18 protein-coding genes and 1 pseudogene are annotated in these 21,064 nt (G+C 71.5%); 9 read left to right on the forward strand and 10 right to left on the reverse strand.

The features are described from left to right. Positions 1–44: 44 nt before the first annotated feature. Positions 45–1,685, forward strand: coding sequence for an ABC-F family ATP-binding cassette domain-containing protein (locus ACIRJR_RS34260; RefSeq protein WP_403788164.1), 1,641 nt, complete (start codon positions 45–47; stop codon positions 1,683–1,685). Positions 1,686–1,742: 57 nt separating this feature from the next. Here the strand turns inward: ACIRJR_RS34260 and ACIRJR_RS34265 are convergent, their stop codons facing one another. From ACIRJR_RS34265 to ACIRJR_RS34285, 5 genes and pseudogenes are all read right to left on the reverse strand, one after another. Next, on the reverse strand, positions 1,743–2,540 hold the full coding sequence (locus tag ACIRJR_RS34265) for a pectate lyase (protein WP_403788231.1): 798 nt from the start codon (positions 2,538–2,540) through the stop codon (positions 1,743–1,745). Then, positions 2,514–3,056, reverse strand: a pseudogene (locus ACIRJR_RS34270) (RICIN domain-containing protein); the annotation flags it as partial. The pseudogene ACIRJR_RS34270 and the gene ACIRJR_RS34265, both read right to left, overlap by 27 nt. Before the next feature lie 180 nt (positions 3,057–3,236). Then, positions 3,237–4,229, reverse strand: coding sequence for a LacI family DNA-binding transcriptional regulator (locus ACIRJR_RS34275; protein WP_403788233.1), 993 nt, complete (start codon positions 4,227–4,229; stop codon positions 3,237–3,239). 537 nt (positions 4,230–4,766) lie between these two features. Next, a complete protein-coding gene (locus ACIRJR_RS34280; RefSeq protein WP_403788166.1) occupies positions 4,767–7,196 on the reverse strand; it encodes a helix-hairpin-helix domain-containing protein in 2,430 nt (809 codons plus the stop codon). A 226-nt stretch (positions 7,197–7,422) separates the two neighbouring features. Further along, positions 7,423–8,286 (reverse strand): hypothetical protein, encoded by an 864-nt coding sequence (locus tag ACIRJR_RS34285; protein ID WP_403788168.1) that lies wholly within the window; start codon positions 8,284–8,286, stop codon positions 7,423–7,425. Between the two features lie 133 nt (positions 8,287–8,419). Between ACIRJR_RS34285 and ACIRJR_RS34290 the strand changes: the two genes are divergently transcribed. Both ACIRJR_RS34290 and ACIRJR_RS34295 read left to right on the forward strand, forming a co-directional pair. Continuing rightward, the gene (locus ACIRJR_RS34290) at positions 8,420–9,376 is read left to right on the forward strand and encodes a GlxA family transcriptional regulator (protein ID WP_403788170.1); all 957 of its coding nucleotides are present in this window, start codon (positions 8,420–8,422) and stop codon (positions 9,374–9,376) included. A 52-nt stretch (positions 9,377–9,428) separates the two neighbouring features. After that, positions 9,429–10,064 carry a DJ-1/PfpI family protein gene (locus tag ACIRJR_RS34295; RefSeq protein WP_403788235.1) on the forward strand — a complete coding sequence of 212 codons (636 nt, stop codon included), beginning with the start codon at positions 9,429–9,431 and terminating at the stop codon, positions 10,062–10,064. Here ACIRJR_RS34295 and ACIRJR_RS34300 read toward each other — a convergent pair. Next, entirely contained in the window at positions 10,051–10,851 is an 801-nt protein-coding gene (locus tag ACIRJR_RS34300; protein ID WP_403788172.1) for an enoyl-CoA hydratase/isomerase family protein, read from the reverse strand. The two genes, ACIRJR_RS34295 and ACIRJR_RS34300, sit on opposite strands and share 14 nt — an antisense overlap. Before the next feature lie 79 nt (positions 10,852–10,930). On the opposite strand from ACIRJR_RS34300, the gene ACIRJR_RS34305 reads away from it, so the two are divergent. Further along, positions 10,931–11,545 (forward strand): HdeD family acid-resistance protein, encoded by a 615-nt coding sequence (locus ACIRJR_RS34305; protein WP_403788174.1) that lies wholly within the window; start codon positions 10,931–10,933, stop codon positions 11,543–11,545. A 148-nt stretch (positions 11,546–11,693) separates the two neighbouring features. After that, a complete protein-coding gene (locus ACIRJR_RS34310) occupies positions 11,694–12,149 on the forward strand; it encodes an ATP-binding protein (RefSeq protein ID WP_403788176.1) in 456 nt (151 codons plus the stop codon). 24 nt (positions 12,150–12,173) lie between these two features. On the opposite strand, the gene idi is transcribed toward ACIRJR_RS34310, so the two are convergent. The 4 genes from idi to galE all read right to left on the reverse strand — a co-directional run bounded on the left by idi (position 12,174) and on the right by galE (position 16,460). Then, complete coding sequence (idi, locus tag ACIRJR_RS34315) at positions 12,174–12,767, reverse strand: isopentenyl-diphosphate Delta-isomerase (protein WP_403788178.1); 594 nt, start codon at positions 12,765–12,767, stop codon at positions 12,174–12,176. Between the two features lie 148 nt (positions 12,768–12,915). Then, positions 12,916–14,160, reverse strand: a complete 1,245-nt coding sequence (locus ACIRJR_RS34320; protein ID WP_403788180.1) for a GNAT family N-acetyltransferase — start codon at positions 14,158–14,160, stop codon at positions 12,916–12,918. 207 nt (positions 14,161–14,367) lie between these two features. Then, complete coding sequence (locus ACIRJR_RS34325) at positions 14,368–15,309, reverse strand: cation diffusion facilitator family transporter (RefSeq protein ID WP_403788182.1); 942 nt, start codon at positions 15,307–15,309, stop codon at positions 14,368–14,370. A gap of 164 nt (positions 15,310–15,473) precedes the next feature. Then, complete coding sequence (gene galE, locus ACIRJR_RS34330; protein WP_403788185.1) at positions 15,474–16,460, reverse strand: UDP-glucose 4-epimerase GalE; 987 nt, start codon at positions 16,458–16,460, stop codon at positions 15,474–15,476. Positions 16,461–16,763: 303 nt separating this feature from the next. On the opposite strand from galE, the gene ACIRJR_RS34335 reads away from it, so the two are divergent. The 4 genes from ACIRJR_RS34335 to ACIRJR_RS34350 are packed head-to-tail and all read left to right on the forward strand — an operon-like array spanning position 16,764 to position 21,058. Then, on the forward strand, positions 16,764–18,518 hold the full coding sequence (locus ACIRJR_RS34335) for a DUF5941 domain-containing protein (RefSeq protein ID WP_403788187.1): 1,755 nt from the start codon (positions 16,764–16,766) through the stop codon (positions 18,516–18,518). Beyond that, the gene (locus ACIRJR_RS34340) at positions 18,515–19,252 is read left to right on the forward strand and encodes a sugar phosphate nucleotidyltransferase (RefSeq protein WP_383574014.1); all 738 of its coding nucleotides are present in this window, start codon (positions 18,515–18,517) and stop codon (positions 19,250–19,252) included. Before ACIRJR_RS34335 ends, ACIRJR_RS34340 begins: the two co-directional genes overlap by 4 nt. After that, the gene (locus ACIRJR_RS34345) at positions 19,240–20,301 is read left to right on the forward strand and encodes an iron-containing alcohol dehydrogenase family protein (RefSeq protein WP_403788189.1); all 1,062 of its coding nucleotides are present in this window, start codon (positions 19,240–19,242) and stop codon (positions 20,299–20,301) included. The genes ACIRJR_RS34340 and ACIRJR_RS34345 overlap by 13 nt, the downstream gene beginning before the upstream one ends. Then, on the forward strand, positions 20,279–21,058 hold the full coding sequence (locus ACIRJR_RS34350; protein ID WP_403788191.1) for a CDP-alcohol phosphatidyltransferase family protein: 780 nt from the start codon (positions 20,279–20,281) through the stop codon (positions 21,056–21,058). The genes ACIRJR_RS34345 and ACIRJR_RS34350 overlap by 23 nt, the downstream gene beginning before the upstream one ends. The last annotated feature ends 6 nt before the right edge of the window (positions 21,059–21,064 follow it).

Here is a 21,064-nt window from a genome sequence, read left to right on the forward strand (position 1 = left end):
CCGGGCGAGGACGGCGCCCGGGAGTCGTTAGGATCGTCACCCTGATGACTGCCACTCTCGTCGCCAAGGAACTCGCCGCGGGGCACGGCGACCGCACACTCTTCGCGGGACTCGACCTCGTGGTCGCGCCCGGCGACGTGATCGGTCTCGTCGGAGCCAACGGCGCGGGCAAATCCTCACTCCTCCGCCTGCTCGCCGGGCTCGACCGGCCGGAGGAGGGCGAGCTGCGCCTCTCCCCTCCCACCGCCACCGTCGGGCACCTCCCGCAGGAGCCCGAGCGCCGCGAGGGGGAGTCCGTACGGGAATTCCTCGCCCGCCGCACCGGCGTCGCCGACGCACAGACCTCGATGGACGCCGCGACCCAGGCCCTGGTCGACGGAGCCCCCGGGGCGGACGACGCGTACTCCGAGACGCTGGAGCGCTGGCTCGCTCTCGGCGGGGCCGACCTGGACGAACGTGCCGAGGAGGTCGCCGCCGACCTCGGCCTGACCGTCGGCCTCGACCTCCCGATGACCGCCCTCTCCGGCGGTCAGGCGGCCCGCGCCGGCCTGGCCTCGCTGCTGCTCTCGCGCTACGACGTCTTCCTGCTCGACGAGCCCACCAACGACCTGGACCTCGACGGCCTGGAGCGCCTGGAGCGTTTCGTGTCCGGACTGCGGGCGGGCACGGTCGTGGTCAGCCATGACCGCGAGTTCCTGATGCGCACGGTCACCAAGGTCCTGGAGCTGGATCTCGCCCAGCAGCAGATCAACCTCTACGGCGGCGGCTACGCCTCCTACCTGGAGGAGCGCGAACGCGCGCGTACGCATGCCCGCGAGGAGTTCGAGGAGTACGCCGACAAGCGCTCCGCGCTCGAGGGCCGGGCCCAGATGCAGCGCGGCTGGATGGACAAGGGCGTCAAGAACGCCCGCCGAAAGGCCACCGACAACGACAAGATCGGCCGTAAGTTCCGCAGCGAAGCCAGCGAGAAGCAGGCCGCGAAGGCCAAGCAGACACAGCGCATGATCGAGCGCCTCGACGTGGTCGAGGAGCCCCGCAAGGAGTGGGACCTGCGGATGGAGATCGCCTCCGCACCGCGCTCCGGCTCGGTCGTGGCCACACTGCGCGATGCCGCGGTGCTCCGCGGCGGCTTCTCCTTCGGTCCGGCGACCCTGCAGGTCGACTGGGCGGACCGGGTCGCCATCACCGGCGCCAACGGAGCAGGCAAGTCCACCCTGCTCGCCGCTCTGCTCGGCAGGCTGCCGCTCGACGCGGGCCACGCCTCGCTCGGCGCGGGCGTCGTGGTGGGCGAGGTCGACCAGGCCCGCAAGCTGTTCCACGGTACGGAGAGCCTGCTGGACGCCTTCTGTGCCGCCGTCCCCGACACGGAGCCCGCCGAGGTGCGCACCCTGCTGGCCAAGTTCGGCCTGCGCGCCGGCCATGTGCTGCGGCCCGCCACCACGCTCTCGCCAGGCGAGCGCACCCGGGCGGGACTCGCCCTCCTCCAGGGCAGGGGAGTCAACCTGCTGGTCCTGGACGAGCCGACGAACCACCTGGACCTTCCGGCCATCGAACAGCTGGAGTCGGCGCTGGAGGCGTACACGGGGACGCTGCTCCTGGTCACGCACGACCGGCGGATGCTGGAGGCGGTCCGTACGACCCGCCGGGTCGAGGTGGCGGACGGCAAGGTCACGGAGGCCGGCTGACACGGCACCTGCCCGCCCCGGAGACCGGGACGGGCAGGTGCGTGCGGGCGGTGTGCCTCAGTCGACGTAAGTGATGTCGGACGAGGAGTAGATACAGTTCTTGCCGTCGGCGCCCGTACCGATCTTGCTGGGTTCGCCGCTCGTCGTGCCCTTGTACTTGACGCAGACGTCCAGGTCGCGACCGCCGTCGTCGTAGATGGTGATGTCGGAGAACCGCGCCGTGTCGCCGTAGTTGGTGTTGATGCCGACCAGCGAGTCGCCGGGGGTGGTCGCCCAGATGTTCTGGAGCTGGATGTGCCGGCCGTACTGCGTGGAGCAGTTGCCGCACGAACGGACCAGCTTCCCGAAGTCGTCGACCTGGAAGTTCTTGACGATCAAGGTCCCGGCTCCGTTGTGCTGGAGGACCTTGTCCTCCGCGAGCCTGGCACCGCCGCCGTCGACCGTGCGGACCGTCGAGGAGGAACTGCCGCGGAAGGTCGCGGCGTCCTCGCCCACGTCCTCCCACCAGACGTTCTTGATGGTGCACGCACCCGAGCAGTGCACACCGTCGGCCGCCGGGGCGCCGAGGATGACGTTCTGCAGGGTGGCGCCGTCCGCCAGTTCGATCAGTGCGGGCTGGTCCTCGTCCTGACCACCGCTGCCGAGGTCACCACTGCCGTACAGCCGCTTCATGCCGCCGTCGTACGTCCCCGAGACCTTCATGGTCGAGGAGACCGCCTGGCTGCCGTTGGCCGTCGGCCACGACGGCCGGTCCGTGGGCGGGTCGGTGGGGTCGGTCGGCGGGTCCGTCGGGTCGGTCGGCGGGTCCGTGGGAACGGTGCCCGAGGCGGTGAAGGTCCAGCTCTTGCTGCTCACCGAGTCGCAGGAGTTCTGCTGCACCAGGGCGCCGGAGGCCGTCGAGCTGTCCTTCACGTTCAGGCACTTGCCGCCGTTGCCGTTGACGACGCGGTAGGTGCTGCCGCTGACCGCGGTCAGGGTCCACACCTGCGTGGCCGCGCCGCTGCAGTTCTGCTGCTCCACGGCCTTGCCGGCGCTGGTGGAGGCGTCCCGCACGCCGGCGCACTTGGCGCTGTTCGCGGCGGCCAGGGTGTAGCCGCTGCCCGACGCGGTGAGCTTCCAGGTCTGGTTGGCGGCACCGTTGCAGGCGCTCTGTGCGAGCTGTGTCCCCGCGGAGGTGCTCGAGCCCGGTACGCCCAGACACAGACCGCTGGCAGCGTTCGCCAGGCTGTACGAGCCCGCGGCCGGGGCTGCCGAGGCCGATCCGGCCGCGAAGAGCGCGGTGAGGCCCGCCGCGAGGAGTGAGACCACGGCGACGAGAGTGGCGGCCGCACGGCCGCCGCGTCTCCTGACGTGCTGATTCTCAGTACGCACTGGCTATTCCTTTCACCGCCTGCGGCGTCCTCCGCAGGCACCTGTCAGTGGTTGGTGCGGTGGTGAAGGCTGGTCCCGGCCCTGGAAGCAAGATTCCGTATCCTGAACCAAGTTCTTGTATGCGAACAGTGGTGACGGTACGACACCCGAATCGAGCGGTCAACAAGGTGGTACGGACGATCAGTCGGCCTGTTGTGCCGGGGCTGCGGTGGAGTCCCTGACGACCAGCGAGGTGGCCAGCGTGGTCTGCGCCGTGGCGGGTTCGGGGGCCTCCGTCTCGACCGTCTGGATCAGGAGATCGACCGCCGTCCGCCCCGCCTGAGCGGTCGGCATGGCGACCGTGGTCAGCCGCGGACGGTTCAGCCGCCCGGCCACGGTGTCGTCCACGCCGATCACGCTGAGGTCGCGTGGGACCCGTACGCCCCGGTCGTCCAGGGCTTCGACGAGTCCGATGGCGACCAGGTCGTTGTAGGCGATCACGCCGGTGGCGCCCGTTCTCAGCACGGCGTCCGCCGCCGCGATCCCGCCCTGCTGGGTCGGTGCGTTCGGGCCGAGCACGTCGAGCCGGATCCCCCTGGCCGCGGCCGCTCTGCCCGCGGCCCGGCGCATCTCCGCGCTGGTCCACGAACCGCGGGGGCCGCCGGCCAGGGTCAGGTGGCGGTGCCCCAGTCCGGCGAGGTGTTCCACCGCGAGGGCGGCGCCGTGTGCGACGTCCATCAGGACGGCGGAGAGCCCGGCCACCCGGCGGTTGACCATGACGAAGGGGAGATCCCCGCCCAGCCGGGCGATGACGTCGTTGGCCAGCCGGGGGCTGACCAGGACCACGCCGTCGACCTGGCGGGACAGGGTGCGGATCAGCTCCTCCTCCACCTGGACGTCCTCGTCGGTGTCCGCCACGAAGACCTGGTAGCCGCGGACACGGGCGTACGACTGAGCCGCCTTGATGAGTGGCGGATAGAACGGGTTGGCGATGTCCGAGACGATCAGGCCGAGATTCCGGGTGCGGCCGGTGGTCAGTGCCCGTGCGGTCTCGTTCGGCTGGTAGCCCAGTTCGGCGGCGACGGCCAGGACCCGGTCCCGGGTCTCCCGCTTCACCAGGTGGGAGGCCGAGAAGGCCCGCGAGACGGTGGAGGTGTGAACCCCCGCGGCCTCTGCGACATCACGGATGGTCATCGCCACGGTTGGTTCCCCTTGCCCGCCCTGCGGCGCCGGCCGCCTGTCCCGAACGTACCCCCGCCGGCACCCGCTGCACACGGGTCCGCCGGGGCGTGACCGGTCGTGACCCGGTGTTCTGCAACCGGTTGCACAACAGTGGGTGCATCAGGGGGCCGGGGCGGCCCAGGCGCGGGCGGATGCCGGTGCCGGGGCCGGTGTGGCGCGGGCGGGTCTTCGTCTCGTACCGGACATCGGAAGTCCTCTCCGCCAAGGAGTCGAGGCAGCGTGCGGGAAGGAGGTCTCATGCCTCCGGTGTGCGGCTCTTGCTGCCGGGACGCAACCAGTGCGATGCAACCGGTTGCATCCCGGGCTGGCACTCAGGGTGCTGGTGCGTCCTGAGCATGTCAATGCTTCGCGCAACACTCGTTCCACGTAAAGGTGTTGTGTCCCGCAGGCGCGAGACGCTCCGCACGGAAATGGCGGAACGACGGGGGATCGGCCGCGGGAACGACGGCGGGCGGACAGGGGGACACCCCGTCCGCCCGCACGACTGCCTCAGCGCCTGGCGCCGCCCTGCTCGGATCCACCCGTCAGCCCCGCGCGCCGCAGCGCGTCGGCCATCGCGCTGTTGGCCGGAGCCGCGGAAGTGCGGGGCGCACCGCCTCCGCTGCTTCCGGCCCCGCGCTTGTCGCGCCGCTGCCCGCCCTGACGGCTGTCCTGACCCTGCCGCTGTCGCGGAGGCCGCTCGCCGCCGCCCTGTGCGCTCCGTTCGCGCTTGGGGCCCTGCTGCCCGCCGCCCTGCCCGGCCGTGGCCTCGTCGTCGAGCCGCAGGGTCAGCGAGACCCGCTTGCGCGGGATGTCGACCTCCATGACCTTCACCTTGACGATGTCACCCGGCTTCACGACGTCCCTCGGGTCCTTGACGAACGTCCGCGACATCGCCGAGACATGGACGAGCCCGTCCTGGTGGACACCGACGTCCACGAACGCGCCGAACGCCGCCACGTTCGTGACGACCCCCTCCAGCACCATCCCGGGAGCCAGGTCGCCGAGCTTCTCGACGCCCTCCTTGAACGTGGCCGTCCGGAAGGCGGGCCGGGGGTCGCGGCCCGGCTTCTCCAGCTCCCTGAGGATGTCCGTGACCGTCGGCAGACCGAACTTCTCGTCCACGAAATCGTCCGGCCGCAGCGACCGGAGAGTGTCCGCGTTGCCGATCAGGGCCGCGACGTCGCCGCCCGTCCGCTTGGCCATCGTGCGCACCACGGGGTACGCCTCCGGGTGCACGCTCGACGCGTCCAGGGGGTCGTCGCCGCCCCGGATCCGGAGGAAGCCCGCGCACTGTTCGTATGCCTTCGGACCCAGCCGCGCCACGTCCTTGAGCGCCCGGCGGGAGCGGAAGGGGCCGTTCGCGTCGCGGTGGGACACGATGTTCTCGGCCAGCCCGGACCCGATGCCCGACACCCGTGAGAGCAGCGGGGCAGAGGCCGTGTTGACATCGACTCCGACGCCGTTCACGCAGTCCTCGACCACCGCGTCCAGGGAGCGTGAGAGCTTCACCTCGGACAGGTCGTGCTGGTACTGGCCGACACCGATCGACTTCGGGTCGATCTTCACGAGCTCGGCCAGCGGGTCCTGCAGCCGACGCGCGATCGAGACGGCGCCGCGCAACGACACGTCCATGTCGGGGAGTTCCTGCGAGGCGAACGCCGACGCCGAGTACACCGAGGCGCCCGCCTCCGACACCATCACCTTGGTGAGCTTCAGCTCCGGGTGCGCGTCGCACAGCTCACCCGCGAGCTTGTCGGTCTCGCGGGAGGCCGTGCCGTTCCCGATCGCGATCAGGTCGACCTGGTGCTCCTTGGCCAGACGCTCCAGCGTGGCCAGCGACCGGTCCCACTTGTTCGCCGGCACGTGCGGGTGGATGACGTCCGTGGCGACGACCTTGCCGGTCGAGTCCACCACGGCCACCTTCACACCGGTACGGAAACCGGGGTCGAGCCCCAGGGTCGCCCGGGTTCCGGCCGGTGCTGCGAGCAGCAGGTCGCGCAGGTTGGAGGCGAAGACACGCACGGCCTCGTCCTCCGCGGCGGTGCGCAGCCGCAGCCGCAGATCGATCCCGAGATGCACCAGGATCCTGGTCCGCCAGGCCCAGCGCACCGTGTCGCCGAGCCATTTGTCCCCCGGCCGGCCGCGGTCCGCCACACCGAACCGGCGCGCGATCATGTTCTCGTAGGAGGAGGGCCCAGGCTGCCCGGAGGGCTCCTCAGGCTCCAGGACCAGGTCGAGCACGTCCTCCTTCTCGCCCCGGAGCATCGCCAGGATCCGATGCGAGGGAAGCGCGGTGAACGGCTCGGCGAAATCGAAGTAGTCGGCGAACTTCGCGCCCGCCTCCTCCTTGCCGTCCCGTACCTTCGCGACGACCCTGCCGCGCGACCACATGCGTTCGCGCAGTTCGCCCGTCAGGTCGGCGTCCTCCGAGAAGCGCTCGGCGAGGATCGACCGGGCGCCCTCCAGGGCGGCCGCCGGATCCGCTACACCCCTGCCGGCGTCCACGAACGCCGCGGCGGCGACGGCCGGGTCGACGGACGGGTCGGTGAGCAGCCCCTCGGCCAGGGGTTCCAGCCCCGCCTCACGCGCGATCTGCGCCTTCGTACGGCGCTTCGGCTTGAAGGGCAGGTAGATGTCCTCCAGTCGCGCCTTGGTGTCGGCTGCCCGGATCTGCGCCTCCAGGGCCGCGTCGAGCTTGCCCTGTTCACGTACGGAATCGAGGACCGCCGCGCGGCGGTCCTCGAGCTCCCGCAGGTACCGCAGCCGTTCCTCGAGCGTGCGCAGTTGCGCGTCGTCGAGCATCTCGGTCGCTTCCTTGCGGTAGCGCGCGATGAACGGCACGGTCGACCCGCTGTCGAGCAGGTCGACGGCCGCCTTCACCTGACGCTCACGTACGCCGAGCTCCTCGGCGATCCTGCCTTCGATGGACGTCGTCACGGTTTTACCGACTCGCCTTCTCGTACTGGCTGTGCTGGCTGTGCCACTGGGGTGGTCCACACCCGGGTGGGCCCCTTCGCCTGCATTGTGCCGGGTTGCCGGGGGCCGTGTCGCGTGACCTCGTCGATCAGGGCCCCGGCGTCCTGCCGTACGGAACACGGTGTGCCTCCTTCGCAGGACGTACCTACCGCCCGGCCGGTCCCGCCGCTCCCGCGCCCCCGGGCGTTCAGCCCTTGCCGAGCAGATCGTCGGGGAACGCCCCCGCGGAGGCCGCCGTGAACAGGAAACCGCGGCCGAGCTCGGTGAGCCGGGCCACGCCGTCGGCGCCCAGGTGCTCGTACGGCGCGGCGTCCATCCGGTCCGTCGCCTCCTCCAGGTCCGCCCTGAGCGCGGTGCCCGCGTCGGTCAGCTCGCCCTCGGCGTCCAGCAGACCCCGGCCACGCAGCCGCTCCACCGCGGCGTCCCAGTCCGCGCGCCGCCAGCCGCGGGTGGCCAGGATCCACCGGGGTGCCATCCCCTTGCCGGTGGCGGTGTGGCTGACCAGGGCCTCCAACGGGTCCAGGCCGGCCGAGAGCAGTGCGGCCAGGTGCCCGTCGCCGCGGTGTTCGCGCAGCAGCGTCGCCGCGTGCCAGTACGCCAGATGCGTCTGCTCCGGCACCGGAAGGTCCGCGTGCGCGGCGTACAGCGGCCGGGCGTGGCGCGTGCACGCCTCGGCGGCGCGCAGGGCCAGCTCGGCGGCCTCGGCCATCTCCGGGGAGGCGAGGGTCTCCTCGCCCAGCACCCGGCGCAGCGTCGAGTCGGCCGCCCGGAGGCGCGCGTCGAGGGCCGCCGCGGGGGTGACGTCCGACCAGACGGCGGGCAGATGGCGGGCCACGAGGTCGTGGTTGAAGTTGTAGAAGGTCGAGGTGACGGTGCCGGCTCCGGCCGCCCCCAGGGCGGCGCCCCGGGCGGCGAAGTAGACGCGGCTCGAGTCGTCGAGGCCCAGCTCCCCGAACTCCTTGCCGAGGTCGGGGGAGAAGTAGACGCAGGAGTGCAGCGGGTTGAGTGCGTTGTGGCAGCGGCGCCCGGCGCGGGGCTCAAGAGTGCTCATGCCCGCACGTTACCGACTGGTTGGTACGTGAGGTGACTCCGGGGCGGCAGTCTGCGGGCCACACGGCGGCGTGGCAGGAAAGGTGGGGAACTCGTCATTGCTGCCATCGGCCCCGCCGCGCAGGATTGCCCCCATGAAGCAGCGATCCGTGCTCGTCGTGCTCTTCGACGGCGTCCAGAGCCTCGACGTCAGCGGCCCCGTGGAGGTCTTCGCCGGCGCCTCCCGCTTTCCCGGGGTCTCCTACGTCCTGCGCACCGCATCCCTGGACGGCGCACCGGTCCGCTGCTCCAGCGGCCTCGGCCTCGTCCCGGACGGGACTCTCGCCGACGCCGCGCCACCCGACCTGCTCCTCGTGCCGGGCGGCTCGGGCACGCGGACGCCCGACCCCGCACTGGTCGACTGGCTCCGTGTGCACGCCCCGTCGGCCCGGCGACTGGTCTCGGTCTGCACCGGTGCGCTGCTCCTGGCCGCGGCGGGCCAGCTCGACGGTCACCGGGTGACCACGCACTGGTCCGTCTGCGAGAGGCTCGCCCGCGACCATCCCGCCGTACGGGTCGACCCGGACCCGATCTTCGTGCGCGACGGCCGACTGGCCACGTCCGCGGGTGTCACGGCCGGCATCGACCTCGCGCTCGCCCTGGTCGAGGAGGATCACGGCCGGGAGGTGGCCCTCTCCGTCGCCCGCCACCTCGTCGTCTTCCTGAGACGACCCGGCAACCAGGCGCAGTTCAGCGCCCAGCTCACCGCCCAGACCGCTGTCCGCGAGCCCCTCCGCGACGTACAGCACTGGGTCACCGAGCACCCGGACGCGGACCTCTCGGTGGAGGCGCTCGCCGCCCGGGCCAGGCTTTCGCCCCGCCACTTCGCCCGCGCCTTCCAGGCCGAGACGGGCCTGACCCCTGGCAGATACGTCGAGCGCGTACGCCTCGAACAGGCGCGCCGGCTGCTGGAGGACACCACCGGTGACGTCGCCGGGATCTCCCGTGCCAGTGGCTACGGCACCCCGGAGGCGATGCGCCGCGCCTTCGTCAGAGCCCTGGGCACGGCGCCCGCCGAATACCGGCGCCGCTTCCGCGCCCCGTCCCTGTGACCGGCGTGCTCTTCCTGCCCGCAACGACCCTACAGATCGTGAGATGACACCCATGCGGATCGCCATCGTGCTCTTCGACCGTTTCACCGCGCTCGACGCGGTCGGCCCCTACGAGATGCTCAACCGGCTCCCCGGGGCCCAGACCGTCCTCGTCGCCGAACGGACGGGCCCCGTGCGCAACGACCGGGGCAGCCTCTCGCTCGTCGCCGACCGTACGCTCGCCGACGTACCCGCCCCCGACCTGGTCATCGTGCCGGGCGGCCCCGGACAGAGCGACCAGATGGACAACGGGGTCCTGCTCGACTGGCTGCGGACGGCCGATGCCACCAGCACCTGGACGACCTCCGTGTGCACCGGCTCCCTCCTGCTCGCCGCCGCCGGACTGCTCACCGGCCGGCGCGCCACCTCGCACTGGCTCGCCCTCGACGTCCTGAGGACCTACGGAGCCGAACCGGCCGAGGAGCGGGTCGTCCTCGACGGCAAGTACGTCACGGCCGCCGGAGTCTCCGCCGGTATCGACATGGGCCTCACCCTCCTCGGGAGGATCGCCGGTGACGAGTACGCGCGGACCGTCCAGCTGCTGACCGAGTACGACCCCCAGCCGCCCTACGACAGCGGATCACCACGGAAGGCGTCCGCGGCCGTGGTCGAGGAGTGGCGGGCGAAGAGCCGGTTCATCCTGACGTAGGCACGGTCCCGGCTGACCCCGTGTGCCAGGTGAAACGCGGAGCGCGGCGCTCCAGGAAGGCGGCCACCCCCTCGGCGGTGTCCCCACTGCCGTCCGCCTGGCGCGACCAGTACGCGTCCCGGTCCTCACGTCCGTCGGCGAACTCCTTGGCCGCGGCCTGCGTCAGTCGGGAGCGCGACGCCAGGATCCGCGCGAACGAGAGCACCCGCTCCTCCAGCCCGCCCACGGGCAGGACCTCGTCCACCAGCCCCGCCCGCAGGGCGCGGTCCGTGCCGATCAGCTCGCCGGAGAACAGCAGGTACTTCGCCTGGGCGGGGCCCACCAGCGCGACCAGCCGACGCGTCGAGGACGAGGGGTACACGATCCCGAGTTTGGCCGGCGTGACCCCGAAGGAGGCGCCCTCCTCGGCGAACCGCAGGTCGCACGCCGCCGCCAGCTGGCTGCCGCCGCCCACGCAGTATCCGCGTACGGCCGCCAGCGTCGGGAGGGGGAACGCGGCCAGGGCCTCCTCCGCCTCGACGGCGAGTGCCTGCGGCCGTCCTCCCGGGCCCCGCAGAGAGCCGATGTCCGCACCTGCGCAGAACGTGTCACCGGCGCCGGTGAGCACGAGGAGCCGCACGCCGGGGTCGGCGGCCAGCTCCTCCAGCAGCGGAGGCAGCGCCTGCCACATGCCGGCGGTCATGGCGTTGCGCTTCGCGGGGTTGCTGATGACGACGGTGGCGATGCCGTCCACGACCGCGTGCTCCAGCCGCGGATCCGTCCGTGCCGTCTGCTCCCTGAGGTCCATGCGCCGGATGCTATCCGCACGGCCCGAACCTATGATCAAGAAGGGGTCGAAAGCGGGCACGCACCGTGAGGAGCTGTCGATGGCCGGACCCACGACCGAGGGCAAGGAGCCCCGGCCCACGACCGAGGGCAGGAAGCTCAGCCGCGGTTTCGGCGTGCTGGCCCTGCTCGGAGCGCTGCTGGTCGTCGCGGGGCTCGTCGGCCTCGTCTACACCGGCGTGGCCACCCTCACCTCGATGATCCTCTTCGGCTGGCTGCTGCTCGTCGGCGGACTCGTCGGCCTCCTCCACGCGGTCCAGGCCCGCGGTACCCCGTACTTCTGGCTGGGTGTGGTGGTGGCCGCGCTGAACATCGCGGCCGGTGTCGTCGTCATCAGGAATCCGGTGGGCACGGCCGAGGCGCTGACGATGTTCGCCGCGCTCCTCTTCCTCACCGGGGGAGTGTTCCGGCTGGTGGGCAGTGTCGTCGTGCGCGGGCCCCAGTTCGGCTGGACCCTGCTGCAGGGGGCCTTCGGACTGCTCCTGGGCGTGCTGGTGCTCGTCGACTGGCCGCACAGCAGCCTCTACGTGTTCGGGTGCTTCTTCTCGCTTGCCCTGCTGTTCGACGGGCTCGGTCTGATCGCCGTCGGGGTGGGAGGCCGACGCGTCGTCAGTCTGGTGACGGACCAGATGACGCCTCAAGAAGGTGAGAAGTAGTCCAATCACCTGACGCCGCCATACCCACTCGATCACATTGCATCGAGAACCGACCACTTGCGGTCAGAGCTGCGGTCCGGACCACACTCTTCCCGACACTCATTACTCGATGGTCAGTGATGTGCGAGTCGAGAGCGGGTGCCGGTCTATGGAGAGCCGCGGGAGCGTTCCGGCCCATCCAGTGCCGTACGAGGGAGTGTGGCGCTTCACCGCCCCCGCCCTCGACGTCTCGGTGCCGCAGGCCCGGCACGCCGTACGGGACCTGATCGCCCGGCAGGGCGTACCCGTCGAGGACGACGTCCTCCAGGGCCTGCTCCTGATCGTGTCGGAGCTGGTCACCAACGCCGTCCGGCACGCGGCGCTGCTCTCGCCCGAACTGGCGGTCGAGGTGGCCATCGGCGCGGAATGGATCAGGGTCTCCGTCGAGGACAACCACCCCTACCGCCCGACGGCGCTGGTCACCGACTACGCGCAGACCGGCGGGCGCGGGCTGCTCCTGGTACGGGAGATCACCGCCGAGGCCGGCGGCACCTGCGACGTGGAGCACACCGCGGGCGGCGGAAAGATCATCTGGGCGGCGCTGCCCCTGAAGACGCAGCTCTGACCGCCCCTGCGCGGCGTACGGGCCTCACCAGCCCGCAGACGGACCCGTCAGCTCCCTGATCGCGGGCCGTGCGGAGTCCAGCACGGTCATGAACCACGCCGAGAAGGGCGCGGCGGCATGACGCTCCGCGAGCTCACCGGCGGTCACGAAAGCCGTCTCACCGACTTCCTCCTCGTCCGGCCGCAGCTGTTCCTGCACCATCCCGACGAACAGGTGGTTGAACTCCTGCTCCACCAGGCCCGACACCGGATCGGGGTGGTTGTAGCGGACCGTGCCCGCCGCGGCGAGCAGCGAGGGCGAGACGCCGAGCTCCTCGTACGTACGCCGCGCGGCGGCCGCGAACGGAGCCTCTCCCGGGTAGGGATGGCCGCAGCAGGTGTTCGACCACACGCCGGGGGAGTGGTACTTGCCGAGTGCGCGGCGCTGCAGCAGCAGCCGTCCCTGCTCGTCGAAGAGGAAGACGGAGAACGCCCGGTGGAGCTGGCCGGGGGCCTGGTGAGCGGCGAGCTTCTCCGCTGTGCCGATGGTGGTGCCGCTCTCGTCGACCAGTTCGAGCATGATCGCGTCTGCTGTGCCGTTCGACGAGCTGTGCGCCGCGGTGGCTGGTGTGGTCGGCATACCCATCCTTCGCTTTGGTTCCCGGCCTCGTGCGCCGGACCCCTCGAGTGCGGTCAAGTCTGCCGTACAAAAGCCGCTTGTCCGCACTTCGGGTGCTGGCATGTCCGTCCTGCCGTGCCCCGCGGGGCACGGCAGGACGGACACCGCGTCAGACTCCGAAGGCCGCCGGGTAGTGGATCATTCCCTGCGGAACCGGCACGGAATCGTCCAGGATCAGCGCCATCATCGCCTCGTCGGGAACCTCGAAGCCCGGCCTGATCCCGAACCGCGACGCCGGCACGAAGCCGAAGACCGGGTAGTACTCCGGATGTCCGAGCACCAGGACGAGTGACTCCCCGCGCAGCCGCGCGGAGTCCAGCACCGCCCTGACCACCGCGCGCCCGGCGCCCCCGCGCTGGTGACCCGGCGCGGTCGCCACGGGGGCCAGCGCGAGCGCGGGAGCGTCACCGACCCGGCAGCGGGTCAGCAGCGCATGTGCCGCGACGGAGCCGTCAGGGGCCTCGGCCACGTACGACAGGCCGGGCAGCCAGGCGCCGGGGTCGGTGCGCAGGGCTTCGACCAGGCCGGCCTCCTCCCGGGTCGGGAATGCGGCCGCGACGACATCGTGCACCGCCTCCCGGTCGGCCGCCGTCTCGGGACGGGTCCGCCAGCGGGCGTCGAAGGGGCGCAGCGCATAACCGGCGAAGCCGTACTCCGCGCCGTGGCGGCGGACCTCCAGCTCCTCGTGGGCGGCCGAGAGCGCCTCGGGCATGCCGGGGGCCGACGGGTCGGCCCGCCCGGCCGGCGGGACACCGCACTCGACCCAGTCGCTGCCGGGCCGCGTCAGCACCCCCACCACATGGCAGCCCGCCTCCACCGCCGCCGCGGTGTTCTCCGCGACGGAGGAGCGCAGCGCCGCGCGCCGCTCCTGGAAGGCACGCGCCCCCGCCGACGGCGCGTCCGTCGTCCGGACGCACTCGGTGACGACCATCGAGCCGCCCGGGGCGAGCAGCCGCCGCCAGTCCCGTACGGCGGTGTCGAAGCCGATGACGCAGGCGGAGCCCTCGGCCCAGACCAGGTCGAACGACCCGTCGGCGAATTCGGGCTCCGTGAGGTCGGTCATGCCGGCCCTGACCGTACGGATCCGCTCTCCCAGCCCGCGGGCCTCGGCGGCCTTCGCGAGCTCGTCGAGGAAGGGCTGGTGGAGGTCGACCGCGGTCACCTCGGCGCCCGCCTCCGCGGCGAGCAGCAGCGAGGCCCTGCCCGGGCCGCGGCCCAGGTCCAGGACGCGGGGGCGGGGCGGCAGCGGACCCGCGAGGGAGAGCAGCCGCCGGGTGGTGGAGTCGGAGCCCGGGCTCTGCCGGGGAAGTCCGTCGTGCGGTGCGAAGAAAGCGTCGTACATGTGCTCGGTCAACGTGGAAACCCTTGGATGCGAGGGCCCCGGCCGGCACGGCGAGGTGAAGAGCGCCGAGCGGTCAGCCGGTGACCCGGAAGGCGAGGAAGGACCGCTTGCTGCACGGGGCAGCCGTCGTCTGGACAGTCATCACCCTCAGCTCCTTCTCACTTCGACGGGCTCCGGACCGGAGACACGACCAGACCCTAGCACCGGGCTCCCGGGCCCTCAGTGGCAGAGCCGCGCCTCGTGTTCCGCGTGCCCGCTGGGCTCCAGCTGGAAGGTGCAGTGCTCGACGTCGAAGTGGTGGCCCAGGCAGCCCTGCAGATCGTGCAGGAGCTTCTCGTGGCCGATCGAGTCCAGCATCTCCTGGTGCACGACCACATGGGCGGAGAGGACCGGCATGCCGGAGGTGATCGTCCAGGCGTGCAGGTCGTGGACGTCCAGCACGCCCGGCAGGGCCGTGATGTGGGCGCGTACGTCGTCCATGTCGACGCCCTTCGGGGCCGACTCCAGCAGCACGTCGAGCGTCTCCCGCAGGAGCTTCACCGTGCGGGGGACGATCATCAGGCCGATCAGCAGCGAGGCGATGGGGTCGGCGGCCTGCCAGCCGGTGGCCATGATGATGCCCGCGGAGACGAGGACGGTCATCGAGCCGAGCGTGTCCGCGACGACCTCGAGATAGGCGCCCCGCACGTTGAGGCTGTCCCGCTGCCCGCGCATCAGCAGGGAGAGCGAGACCACGTTGGCCACCAGCCCGACGGCGGCGAACGCGATGGCCAGGCCGCCCCTGGTCTCGGCGGGAGTGATGAAGCGTTCGACGGCCTCGAACACCAGGTAGCCGCCGACGCCGAGCAGCAGCAGGCAGTTGGCCAGCGCGGCGAGGATCTCGGCCCGGGCGTAACCGAAGGTGCGGTTGGGACCCGCCGGCCTGTTGGCGAAGTGGATGGCCAGCAGGGCCATGCCCAGACCCAGGGCGTCGGTCGCCATGTGGGCCGCGTCCGCGATCAGGGCGAGCGAGTCGGCGAGGAGTCCGCCGACGATCTCCATGACCATGACGCCGAGCGTGATGCCCAGGGCGACCCGGAGCCGCCCCCGGTACGCGGCGGCGGCCGTCCCCGTCGGGGGAGGCCCTCCGTGCGTGTGCCCGTGATCGTGGCCAGCCCCCATGAGAACGCCTCCGATACGTGTGGTTCAGGCTCGGACGCACCTCGCCCGGTGCGGCCAGTGAACTACGGGGGAGGGGTAGCGGGCAACACGGCACTGAACACCGTTGTCATGTGCTCTGACCTGCGGAAACGATCGCAGGTCAGAACGCTGCCGGGGGTGGTCCCTCACTGCTCGACGCGAGCTCCGGGGTGGCGCAGGCACCAGCCGTCCCATGCCGAGCGCACCATCTCGCGCATCCCGCGGCGGGCCTTCCAGCCCAGCTCGTCGGTCATCCGGGAGGCCGACGCGACCGCCCGGGCGGCGTCCCCCGGCCTGCGCGGCTCGATCACCGGCTCCGCGGGAAGACCGGTGACCTCGGCCACCAGCTCGGCGATCCGCCGTACGGAGACGCCCTCGCCGCGGCCGATGTTCACGGTGAGGTCGCCGCCGCCCGCTCCCTCGCTCATCCTCCGGGCTACGGCGAGGTGCGCGTCCGCCAGGTCGGCGACATGGATGTAGTCGCGTACGCAGGTGCCGTCCGGTGTCGGGTAGTCGTCACCGAAGATCCGCGGGGCCTCCCCCCGTGTCAGCCGGTCGAAGAACATCGGGACGACGTTGAAGACACCCGTGTCGGCCAGTTCCGGCTCGGCCGCCCCCGCCACGTTGAAGTACCGCAGACAGGCCGTCGAGATGCCGTGCGCCCGGCCCGTCGCGCGGACCATCCACTCCCCGGCGAGCTTGGTCTCGCCGTACGGGCTGATCGGCGCGCACGGGGTCTCCTCCGTGATGAGTTCCACGTCGGGGACGCCGTAGACCGCTGCCGACGAGGAGAGGAGGAAGCGCTTGACCCCGGCCGCGACCACGGCCTCCAGCAGTGCCGCGAGCCCGGCCACGTTCTCCCGGTAGTAGAGCAGCGGCTTCTCGACGGACTCGCCGACCTGCTTCTTCGCCGCGAGATGCACCACACCCGAAACGGAGTGCTCCGCCAGGACCCGGTCCACCACCCCGCGGTCGGAGGCCGAGCCCCGCACCAGGGTGATGCCCGCGGGCAGCCGCTCCTCGATACCCGTCGAGAGGTCGTCGAGGACGACGACCCGCTCCCCGGCAGCCGTCATGGCCTTCGCCACATGTGCCCCGATGTATCCGGCCCCGCCTGTGATCAACCACGTCATCCCGCCAGCTTATGCGCAGTCCGGACGCGGTTTGTGGGTCGAGGTGTTGATCGACGATGATGATCGCGAACGGCGCCGCATGATGGCTTATTCGCCCGAACGGAGCACAAACGGGCGGTGAACTCGGTCTTCCGTTCATCCGATAGCCTCAGCCGACGCGCCGCCGGTCCACTTCCGGCCTCATGTCCGCGCGCCGTTCCCGTCAGCACCAAGGAGTGAGTTCGTCTGTCGACCGCCATCCTCACCGGTGCGCCGGTACCCGGATCGTCGCTCGAGGACGATCTGCGGTCACTCGGCTTCGAGGTGACTGCCGCAGCTGACGCCACCGAGGCCGCCGAGCTGCTCGCGGCAGTCCCCGCGAGCAGACGCGTCGCGCTCGTGGACCCCCGCTTCGTCGGCCACGTCCATGCCCTCAGGCTAGGACTCACCGACCCCCGCTTCGCCGCCGCCTCGATCCCCGGGGCGCTCACCGCGCAGCCCGAGGCGCGTCCCGCCCTGCTCCGTGCCCTGCGGCGGGCCGTGGCCGCCGTCGGCACGGGGAGCCCTGTCGCGCCTCATGGTGCCGGACCCGTCACCGAGGAACGCACGGTGCCCGGCCGGCTGGCCGTGGCACTGGACGCGGAGGGCACCCCGGTGCAGCGCCCCGTGCTCGGTTCGCTCGCGGCTTCCGTGCCCACGGGGCCGGAGGAGCGGACCGCCGCCCTGGCGGCCGTGGCCGCCGTCGACGACGAGGCCGTGCGCCTGCGCAGCGCGGTGAAGGCCCACGACGGCTTCTTCACCACGTACTTCATCAGCCCCTACTCCCGCTACATCGCCCGCTGGTGCGCCCGCCGGGGGCTCACCCCGAACCAGGTGACCACCGCCTCGCTGATCACCGCGCTGATCGCGGCCGGCAGCGCGGCGACCGGTACCCGCGGCGGCTATGTCGCGGCCGGGGTGCTCCTGCTCCTCTCCTTCGTCCTGGACTGCACCGACGGGCAGCTCGCCCGGTACTCGCTCCAGTACTCGACGATGGGCGCCTGGCTGGACGCCACGTTCGACCGGGCCAAGGAGTACGCGTACTACGCGGGCCTCGCCCTCGGCGCCGCCCGCGGCGGTGATGACGTATGGGTCCTCGCGCTCGGCGCGATGGTGCTGCAGGCGTGCCGCCATGTCATCGACTTCTCGTTCAACGAGGCGAACCACGACGCGGTGTCCAACACGAGCCCCACCGCCGCGCTCTCCGACAAGCTCGACAGTGTCGGCTGGACGGTCTGGCTGCGCCGGATGATAGTCCTGCCCATCGGCGAGCGCTGGGCCATGATCGCCGTGCTCACCGCCGTGACCACGCCTCGGATCGTCTTCTACGCCCTGCTCGTCGGCTGCGCGCTGGCCGCCTGCTACACGACGGCCGGCCGGCTGCTGCGCTCGCTGACCCGCAAGGCGCAGCGCACCGACCGCGCCGCCCGGGCACTGGCCGACCTGGCCGACTCCGGTCCGCTCGCCCAGGCCGTCGCCGGTGTGCTCCGGCGCCCCGGCGGAGGCTTCACGGCGCCGCTCCTGGCACTCGCCGGTGCTCTGGTGATGGTCGCTGCGGCACTGTTCGCCCCCTACGGCGGCTGGCTGACCGTGGGAGCGGCGGTGGTGTACGCGGCCGTCTCCGGCCTCGCCGTGTCGCGGCCGCTCAAGGGCGCGCTCGACTGGCTCGTCCCTCCGGTCTTCCGTGCCGCGGAGTACTGCACGGTCCTGGTGCTGGCGGCCCGCAGTGACATACCGCATGCCGTTCCCGCGGCATTCGGCCTGGTTTCGGCTGTCGCCTACCATCACTACGACACGGTGTACCGCATCCGGGGCGGCACCGGGGCGCCGCCCCAGTGGCTGGTCCGCACCATCGGCGGGCACGAGGGCCGGACCCTGGTCGTCGCCGTTCTCGCCGCCGTACTGATCCATGGTTCAGGTTTCACCACGGCTCTGACCGCGCTCGCGGCCGCCGTGGCTCTGGTGGTGCTCGTGGAGTCCATCCGCTTCTGGGTGTCCTCCTCGGCCCCCGCCGTACACGACGAAGGAGAACTCGCATGATCGGCCTCGTACTGGCTGCCGGTGCCGGACGCCGTCTGCGTCCCTACACGGACACGCTGCCCAAGGCCCTGGTGCCGGTGGACGGCGAGAAGACGGTCCTGGACCTGACGCTGGCCAACTTCGCCGAGGTCGGGCTCACCGAGGTCGCGGTCGTCGTCGGCTACCGCAAGGAGGCGGTCTACGCCCGCAAGGCGGAGTTCGAGGCCACGTACGGCGTGACGCTGACGCTGATCGACAACGACAAGGCCGAGGAGTGGAACAACGCCTACTCCCTCTGGTGCGCGCGTGAGGTCCTGAAGAAGGGCGTCATCCTCGCCAACGGCGACACCGTGCACCCGGTCTCCGTCGAGAAGACCCTCCTGGACGCGCGTGGCAAGGGCCAGAAGATCATCCTCGCCCTCGACACGGTGAAGACCCTCGCCGACGAGGAGATGAAGGTCATCACCGAGGACGGCAAGGGCGTCCGCCGGATCACCAAGCTGATGGACCCGGCCACCGCGACCGGCGAGTACATCGGCGTCACGCTGATCGAGCCCGAGGCCGCCGAAGAGCTCGCCGACGCCCTGAGGACCACCTTCGAGCGCGACCCCGACCTCTACTACGAGGACGGCTACCAGGAGCTCGTCAACCGCGGATTCACGGTCGACGTCGCCCCCATCGGCGAGGTGACGTGGGTCGAGATCGACAACCACGACGACCTCGCCAGGGGCAGGGAGATCGCGTGCCTGTACTGACCCGGCTCATCCCGTCCCCGGTCGTCGTGGACATCCGGCGTGGCGCGATGGACGATCTGGCCGGCCTCCTGGCCGACCAGCGGATCTCCGCGTCGGGCAAGCTCGCCGTCGCGATCAGCGGGGGGTCCGGGCGCGCCCTGCGCGAGCGGCTCGCCCCGGTGCTGCCGGGTGCCGACTGGTACCCGGTCACCGACGGCACGATCGACTCCGCGGTGCGGCTCGCCGACGGCATCAAGGGCAACCGCTACGACGCCGTGGTCGGCCTCGGCGGCGGCAAGATCATCGACGTGGCGAAGTACGCCGCGGCGCGTGTGGGCATGCCCCTGGTCGCCGTCGCGACGAACCTGTCCCACGACGGGCTCTGCTCCCCGGTCGCGACGCTGGACAACGACAACGGGCGGGGCTCCTACGGGGTCCCCACCCCGATCGCCGTGGTCATCGACCTCGATGTGATCCGCGAGGCGCCCGCACGCTACGTGCGCTCGGGCATCGGCGACGCGGTCTCCAACATCTCCTGCGTCGCCGACTGGGAGCTCGCGCACGAGGTGCGCGGCGAGGACATCGACGGTCTCGCGGCGGCCATGGCCCGGCAGGCGGGCGAGGCGGTCCTGCGCCACCCCGGCGGGATCGGCGACGACGCCTTCCTCAAGGTGCTCGCGGAAGGCCTCGTCCTGACCGGCATCTCCATGTCGATCGCGGGGGACTCACGGCCGGCCTCGGGCGGATGCCACGAGATCAACCACGCCTTCGACCTGCTGTACCCGAAGCGCGCGGCCAGCCACGGCGAGCAGGTCGGCCTCGGCGCCTGCTTCGCCATGCACCTGCGGGGGGCCCGCGAGGAGTCGCTTCTCATGGCCTCCGTACTGCGGCGCCACGGGCTGCCGGTGCTGCCCGACGAGATCGGCTTCACCGCCGAGGAATTCGTGCGGGCCGTCGAGTACGCCCCGCAGACGCGCCCGGGACGCTTCACGATCCTGGAACACCTCAACCTGTCCACCGACCAGATCAGGGACGCGTACGCCGACTATGCAAAAGCCATCCATAGCTGAACTCCGCCCGGTCGTGCACCCCCCGGGTGTGAAGGACCGGCGCAGCGGCGAGCACTGGGCGGGTCGGCTCTACATGCGCGAGATCTCGCTGCGCATCACCCGGCGCCTGGTGACCACCAAGGTCACGCCCAACCAGCTGACCTACGTGATGACCGTCGCGGGTGTGCTCGCGGCCCCGGCCCTCCTCGTGCCGGGCATCCCGGGCGCCCTGCTCGGGGTCCTCGCCGTCCAGCTCTACCTGCTGTTCGACTGCGTCGACGGTGAGGTCGCCCGCTGGAAGAAGCAGTACTCGCTGGCCGGGGTCTATCTGGACCGGGTGGCCGCCTATCTGTGTGACGCGGCGGTGCTGGTCGGCTTCGGCCTGCGTGCCGCGGACCTGTGGGGCACGGGCCGGATCGACTGGCTGTGGGCGTTCCTGGGAACGCTCGCCGCGCTGGGCGCCATCCTGATCAAGTCGGAGACCGACCTCGTCGGCGTCGCGCGCCACCAGGGCGGGCTGCCGCCCGTCAAGGAGGCCGCGTCCGAGCCCCGTTCCTCCGGGATGGCGTTCGCCCGCCGTGCTGCCGGTGCGCTCAAGTTCCACCGGCTCATCCTCGGTATCGAGGCGTCGTTCGTGATCCTGGTGGTGGCCGTGCTCGACGTGGTCAGGGACGACCTCTTCTTCAGCCGGCTCGCGGTCGCGGTCATGGCCGGCATCGCCCTTCTCCAGACCGTCCTGCACCTGGTGTCGATCCTGGCGTCCAGCAGGCTGAAGTGAGCTCTC

The organism is Streptomyces sp. NPDC102402 (assembly GCF_044765765.1).
GTDB lineage: Bacteria > Actinomycetota > Actinomycetes > Streptomycetales > Streptomycetaceae > Streptomyces.

Coding starts and splice junctions, on each gene's coding strand:
- ACIRJR_RS34275 (WP_403788233.1), bottom strand. CDS start 4,229: ATGACCATCCGTGATGTCGCAGAGGCCGCGGGGGTTCACACCTCCACC.
- ACIRJR_RS34260 (WP_403788164.1), top strand. CDS start 45: ATGACTGCCACTCTCGTCGCCAAGGAACTCGCCGCGGGGCACGGCGAC.
- galE (WP_403788185.1), bottom strand. CDS start 16,460: ATGACGTGGTTGATCACAGGCGGGGCCGGATACATCGGGGCACATGTG.
- ACIRJR_RS34290 (WP_403788170.1), top strand. CDS start 8,420: ATGAAGCAGCGATCCGTGCTCGTCGTGCTCTTCGACGGCGTCCAGAGC.
- ACIRJR_RS34300 (WP_403788172.1), bottom strand. CDS start 10,851: ATGGACCTCAGGGAGCAGACGGCACGGACGGATCCGCGGCTGGAGCAC.
- ACIRJR_RS34350 (WP_403788191.1), top strand. CDS start 20,279: ATGCAAAAGCCATCCATAGCTGAACTCCGCCCGGTCGTGCACCCCCCG.
- idi (WP_403788178.1), bottom strand. CDS start 12,767: ATGCCGACCACACCAGCCACCGCGGCGCACAGCTCGTCGAACGGCACA.
- ACIRJR_RS34305 (WP_403788174.1), top strand. CDS start 10,931: ATGGCCGGACCCACGACCGAGGGCAAGGAGCCCCGGCCCACGACCGAG.
- ACIRJR_RS34285 (WP_403788168.1), bottom strand. CDS start 8,286: ATGAGCACTCTTGAGCCCCGCGCCGGGCGCCGCTGCCACAACGCACTC.
- ACIRJR_RS34340 (WP_383574014.1), top strand. CDS start 18,515: ATGATCGGCCTCGTACTGGCTGCCGGTGCCGGACGCCGTCTGCGTCCC.
- ACIRJR_RS34325 (WP_403788182.1), bottom strand. CDS start 15,309: ATGGGGGCTGGCCACGATCACGGGCACACGCACGGAGGGCCTCCCCCG.
- ACIRJR_RS34310 (WP_403788176.1), top strand. CDS start 11,694: ATGGAGAGCCGCGGGAGCGTTCCGGCCCATCCAGTGCCGTACGAGGGA.
- ACIRJR_RS34295 (WP_403788235.1), top strand. CDS start 9,429: ATGCGGATCGCCATCGTGCTCTTCGACCGTTTCACCGCGCTCGACGCG.